The following is a 6,067-nucleotide window of genomic DNA, read 5'->3' as shown; positions in this document are numbered from 1 at the left end:
GTCGGCGGATTTGGGCTTTGGCAACAGCTAATCACAAAAAACAGCAGCCGGACAAAACCTAAAAAAAGATGCTAACGCAACTGAACACAAAACTCAGCAACAGCTGGCTTTTTTCATACAAATTATTGTAAGTAGTTGTCGCTACGGAAAAAGACAGTTGCAGTTCAGGCTTTTATTGCAGTTAAAGGCATAAACGGTAACCAACACCGGCTTCGGTGGTGAGATAACGGGGTACGGCCGGGTTGTCTTCCAGCTTTTGCCGCAACTGCGCCATATGCACCCGCACATATTCAGGTCTGCCCTGATACACCTCACCCCACACCTGCTGCAAAATCTGATTATGGGTTTGCACCACACCAGCATGACGCAGCAGACATAACAACAACTCATATTCGGTTTTGGTCAGATGTACCCGCTCACCATTTTTACTGACCAGCCGCTGCACCGGGTCCAGCAGCACATTGCCAAACTGCCACTGGCGCACCGAACCCTGATTCTGACGCAAGGCACTGCGCATCCTGGCCAGCAACTCACCGGCGCTAAAAGGTTTAGTGACATAATCATTGGCGCCCAAATCCAGCGCCTGCACTTTGTCCTGCTCTTTGCCGCGGGCCGAAATGACAATCACCGGAATAGCAGACCATAACCGCAATTGTTGCAGCAGCTGTAAACCATCTAAATCCGGCAAACCCAAATCCAGCAATAACAAGGCGTAATCCTGACTGGCCAGCAGCTGTAACCCTTGTTGGCCAGAACCACAAAGTTCCGCGACATAACCCTGACTGGACAACAAAGTGGCTAAAAAACTCTGCATACCGGCATCATCTTCCAGCACTAATACTTTTTGTGAAAGGCTCATAACGGCCACTCCAGCGTGGCAACAGCCTCAGCAGCTGTTGCTTGCTCTGTATTACACCGCTTTGCAGTGTCCGCCTTGAGCTGCAAACTAAAACGGCCACCATGCAGAGCCGCCACTGTTTCACAAATACGAAGACCCAGGCCATGGCCGGCGTCAGCCGCTGCGCGTGGCGTTAAACCATTCTGTGATAAGGCATTTTTTAGCACCAGACGTTGCCAGCCATGTGTTGTTTCAATACTCAGCACAAAAGGTGCAGCCCCATATTTCAGCGCATTCTCCAATAAATTGGCCAGGGCTATTTCCAGTAAATCGGCATCCCCTGTTAAGGCCTGCGCCGGCGGGCAACTCAGTTTGGCAGCAATATCAGCAGCCAATTCACTACGCCTGCCCAAAGCGCCGGCAATTAAATCATCCGAACTAAAATGGCTGCGCTGCAGCTGCACGTCGGCCAGCTGGGCTTTGGACAGTTCCAGCACTTTTTCAAAATGCTGATGCAGCAGTTTACTGTGCCGGTAAATATTCAAAGCCTGCTGCTGGCGCTGCTCGTCACTCAGCACCAGATCCTGATCGGCCAGCATACTGGAAGCGCCCATAATGGTGGCCAATGGTGTGCGTAAATCATGTGACAAAGAACGTAACAACATAGCGCGTTGTTGTTCAGACTCCACCTGCAACAAATTTTTATTGGCTTGTTGTTGCAACTCCAGTGCGGCATAACTTTGGCCTAATAACGACTGCGCCGCATGGATCAAAGTATGATTTGGCAATAACAAAGATTCCGGCAACAACAACCAGCCGACAGCAGCATTTTTGCCCAGCTGCAACTGTAACATCCCGGCTGCTGCCGCTGGTTTGTTGCAGTTTGCAACCACCTGCACTTCGGCACGCAAACGGCGTGACAATAGTTTTTGCGCAAAAGCACATTGGCTCTGCCAATCACTACGACCGGCCAAGCCTTTAGATAACATATACATAGCGCGCAGTTGTGACATCAGATTGCGGCTTTTTTGCAATTGCCTGTTAATGCGGTCGGACAAATAACTGATAAAAATACCTAAGCTCGCCATCACCACAAAACTAATCAGGTTGCGGGTGTCATGTACATCCAGGGTGTAATAAGGCGGCACAAAACACCAGTTTAACACCAGCACCGACACCAGGGTCGTTGCAATCGCCAGGGTTTTGCCATAACGCTGCGCCATCCAGCTGATCCAGACCAGTTGCAGCATAGCCACATCGGTGGAGCTGATTTGTTCACGCAAAGGAATAAGCAGGGCTGTCAGCAACACAGGCAATAGCGTGGCATTTAACCAACCGCGCCAGTTTTTGCCAATTGCCAACCACAATGACTGCATCTTAATAACGCCAATAAGAAGGGGTAAATAAAATTAACAAAGTTAAAATCTCCAGTCGCCCCATCAGCATACCTAAACTTAACCACCATTTAGCGCCATCTGGCAACGAAGAAAAATTACCGGCAGGCCCAATAATATTGCCAAGACCAGGACCCACATTGGCCACAGCTGTGGCTGCTCCTGTCACAGCTGTGACTAAATCCAGCTGATAAAACGACAAGGCCATGGCAATAAAAGCGATAGTGGCAAAATAAATAAAACAAAAAGCGAGCACAGTACCGAGCAACTGGTCGTCTACTTTTTTACCACCATACTTCTGGATCCACACAGCCCTTGGATGAATAAGTAACGTCATCTGTTTTACCAGCAACATAGCGGCCAGCTGGATGCGGAAGATTTTTAAACCGCCCGAAGTTGAGCCTGAACAAGCACCGGCAAAAGTTAAATAAAAAAACACCATCACCGCCAGATTGCCCCACAGCGTATAGTCTTCCGAGGCATAACCGCAAGTGGTGATAATAGACACCACATTAAACAAACTATGGGTTAAAGCATCAAACCAGTGTCTGTTTTGTTGTTGCACCTGATAAAGGGTTAACAGCAACGCCGCCGCTAATACTATCAGCACAAAAGCCCGCACCTGAGGGTCGCGCCACAAAGCCAGTCTATTGCCTTTCACCACACTGACAAAAAGCACAAAAGGCATAGCGGCAGCCATCATAAAAAAGCTGCTGAGCCAAAAAATCACAGGTGTATCTTTATATTGGCCAAAAGAAGCGTCGTAATTGGCAAAACCACCGGTCGCAACTGTGGTCATGGCATGGGTAATGGCATCAAAACCCGTCATACCAGCCAGATAATAACTGCTCATGGTCAGTACCGTCAGCACCAGATAGACCAAACCAATAGCGGCCGACATGGAAGAGCTGCGTGGCAGAATTTTTTCTGAAGTGTCTGAGCTTTCGGTTTTAAATAAACGCATACCACCTATTTTCAGGGCCGGCAAAATGGCAATCGCCATTACAATAATACCAATGCCGCCTATCCAGTTCAGCACAGCACGCCAGAACAACAGGCCTTTGGGCATATGGTCTAAACCAGCGAACACTGTTGAGCCGGTGGTGGTTACAGCCGAAACAGCTTCAAACCAGGCATTGGTAAAACTGCAATCGGGAATTATCCACCAGATAGGTAAAGCGGCAAAAAAACACAACATCAGCCAGCTTAAAGTGGTGAGTAAAAACAGTTGCCTGCTTTTCAGCTCCCCAGCCTCCCGCCCTTGATAAATAAGGAAATAACCGACAAAGGCGCCGCCAACAGCACAGCTTAAAAACACCCAGAAAATACTTTCGTGGTAAAAGATGGCCACCAGCATGCCGAGCAATTGCACGGCCGACAGCAATAACAGCAGATAACCCAGCACCCGGTACATTAAATACCGGCCCGGCACCAGCACAGCGCGGGACATTACAGCAGTACTCATCACAACTTATCCAAACCGGCAAGAACCCTGATCTTATAAGTTGTAAGGCCGCGGCATTATAAAGATTCTATAAAGATTCAGACTTACAGCCATAACCGCGCTGCACAGCGCCTGCCTGAACCTCCAAACAGCTGCATTCGCAGCGTCAGGCACACTCTGTTAAAATGCCGCCTTTTTTCGCCTCTGCCTGTGCTGTGAAAGCCGTGTTTATTTCATGTGCAGGTCTTTACCAACGCAGCTTTCGGCCTGCGCTCAAGGAGAATGTGATGCTACAGCATCTGAAACAACACTGGTTCAGTAATATTCGTGCCGATATTTTATGTGGCATTTTGGTAGCGCTGGCGCTTATTCCTGAAGCCATTGCGTTTTCCATTATTGCCGGTGTTGACCCCAAAGTAGGTTTATACGCTTCTTTTGCCATAGCGGTGATTTGTGCTTTTGCCGGAGGTCGTCCGGCGATGATTTCCGCCGCGACAGGCGCCATGGCCTTGTTAATGGTCACTTTAGTCAAAGAGTATGGCCTGCAATATTTGCTGGCCGCCACCCTGCTTTGTGGTGTCATTCAGATTATTTTTGGCCTTTGTAAACTCGGTGAACTGATGCGTTTTGTATCGCGCTCTGTGGTCACTGGTTTTGTCAATGCACTGGCTATTCTGATTTTTATGGCGCAGCTACCGGAATTAATTGGCCACGGCTGGCAGGTATATGCCATGACAGCAGCAGGCCTTGGCATTATTTATTTGTTTCCTTATCTGAATAAAAGCATTCCATCACCGCTGGTGGCCATTCTGGTATTAACGGCCATCACTTTGTATTTTGGCATTGAGGTACGCAATGTGGCAGATATGGGCGCTTTGCCCGACAGCCTGCCGCTGTTGTTATGGCCTGAAGTGCCGCTGAACTTCACTACACTGGAAATTATATTCCCTTATTCACTTGGTCTTGCGGTGGTGGGTTTATTAGAGTCGCTGATGACCGCCACTATTGTTGACGATATGACCGAAACCGACAGCAATAAAAACCGCGAATGTGTGGGCCAAGGCATTGCCAATATTGGCTCCGGGCTGATTGGCGGTATGGCCGGTTGTGCCATGATTGGTCAGTCGGTGATCAACGTAAAATCCGGTGGCCGCACCCGTTTATCCACCCTGGTTGCCGGTGTTCTTATTCTGATTTTTGCCGTTTATTTAGGGCCATGGGTTGGCCTTATTCCAATGGCCGCTTTAGTGGCGGTAATGATTATGGTGTCTATTGGCACTTTCAACTGGCAGTCGCTGCGCGATTTAAAACATAACCCAACCAGCTCAGGTGTGGTGATGTTGGCAACAGTTGCTGTGGTGGTATTTAGTCACAACCTGGCGTATGGCGTCTTGGTGGGGGTGTTACTCAGCACTTTGTTTTTTGCCAATAAAATCGGCCAGTTACTGGCAGTGCAATCTTCTTTGTCGGCCGATGGTAACAGCAGGTTGTATCAGGTCACAGGCCAGGTGTTTTTTACCTCGGCAGAGCAGTTTGTTGCCAGTTTTGACTTTAAAGAACAGCTGGCACAAGTGCAGATTGACCTGAGCCACGCGCATTTTTGGGACATTACCGCCATCAGTGCGCTGGACAAAGTGGTGCTGAAGTTTCGCCGTTGTAATATTGCAGTGGAAGTGATTGGCTTAAATCAGGCCAGCGCCACTTTGGTCGATAAATTTGCTATTCATAATAAACCGGAAGCAATAGCACCGCTGTTGCACTAACTGGTTTTGAACGACGATTTGGCACCTTACTGAACCTTATTTTTCAGAAGCGGCCAGCAAACAAAAGGCCGGTTCTGTGAATACAACCGGCCTTTTGTTGTTCGCAAATCTTTGACCTGCTGCTGTGGTTGCAGTGTTGTTTTGCACGCTGCACTTCTTAACCACAGCTTGTGTCGCTTTTGACTGCCGCTGGAAAAATGTTATTGCAGACTTGTTATTGCACGCTTTTTACTTCACCAAACGCCAGGTAAAAGGAAAACGATACACCTGACCTTCACTGGCGGCTTTGGCGGCCAGAATATAAAGCACTACTGTGACCAGCCATAACACTGGCATCAGCGCCACACCAATCACCGAAATGCCAAGCACTATATAAATCAGCAATACGGTAATAGCAAAATTCAGCCCTTCTTTGGCGGTGGCTTTGACAAATTCATCGTCAGATTTAATCAGATACACCAATAAGGGTGCGATAAAAGCAAAAAAAATCGAAGCCACATGGGTAATTGCCGCCAGATTTTTGCTGTCTTGCCCCGGTTCCTGTATGTAGGTCGACATAGGTTTTCCTTTTATTTTCAGTATCATTGCGCCGATTATTCCGCTTTAGCTGCCAGCCCGGCAACATGAT

5 protein-coding genes are annotated in these 6,067 nt (G+C 48.3%); 1 reads left to right on the top strand and 4 read right to left on the bottom strand.

What is annotated here, in order from left to right; all coding sequences use genetic code 11:
• Nucleotides 1-181 precede the first annotated feature (181 nt).
• From RCH83_RS11895 to RCH83_RS11885, 3 genes are read right to left on the bottom strand one after another with little or no spacing between them, the layout of a single operon-like run.
• Entirely contained in the window at nucleotides 182-859 is a 678-nt protein-coding gene (locus tag RCH83_RS11895; RefSeq protein WP_306522326.1) for a response regulator transcription factor, read from the bottom strand.
• Complete coding sequence (locus RCH83_RS11890; protein ID WP_306522324.1) at nucleotides 856-2,214, bottom strand: DUF4118 domain-containing protein; 1,359 nt, start codon at nucleotides 2,212-2,214, stop codon at nucleotides 856-858. Before RCH83_RS11890 ends, RCH83_RS11895 begins: the two co-directional genes overlap by 4 nt.
• Before the next feature lies 1 nt (nucleotide 2,215).
• Complete coding sequence (locus RCH83_RS11885; protein WP_306522322.1) at nucleotides 2,216-3,697, bottom strand: TrkH family potassium uptake protein; 1,482 nt, start codon at nucleotides 3,695-3,697, stop codon at nucleotides 2,216-2,218.
• A gap of 266 nt (nucleotides 3,698-3,963) precedes the next feature.
• Here RCH83_RS11885 and RCH83_RS11880 point away from each other — a divergent pair, with 266 nt between their 5' ends.
• The gene (locus tag RCH83_RS11880; protein WP_306522320.1) at nucleotides 3,964-5,439 is read left to right on the top strand and encodes a SulP family inorganic anion transporter; all 1,476 of its coding nucleotides are present in this window, start codon (nucleotides 3,964-3,966) and stop codon (nucleotides 5,437-5,439) included.
• Nucleotides 5,440-5,667: 228 nt separating this feature from the next.
• Here the strand turns inward: RCH83_RS11880 and RCH83_RS11875 are convergent, their stop codons facing one another.
• Nucleotides 5,668-5,997: a DUF4870 domain-containing protein gene (locus RCH83_RS11875; RefSeq protein ID WP_306522318.1), complete on the bottom strand. Its 330-nt coding sequence runs from the start codon at nucleotides 5,995-5,997 to the stop codon at nucleotides 5,668-5,670.
• Nucleotides 5,998-6,067 lie beyond the last annotated feature (70 nt).

Origin of the sequence: Rheinheimera sp., assembly GCF_030824435.1 — a bacterium.
Lineage (GTDB): Bacteria > Pseudomonadota > Gammaproteobacteria > Enterobacterales > Alteromonadaceae > Pararheinheimera.
The sequence above is the reverse complement of the archived record's forward strand: the minus strand, read 5'-3'. Positions and strand labels throughout refer to the sequence as shown.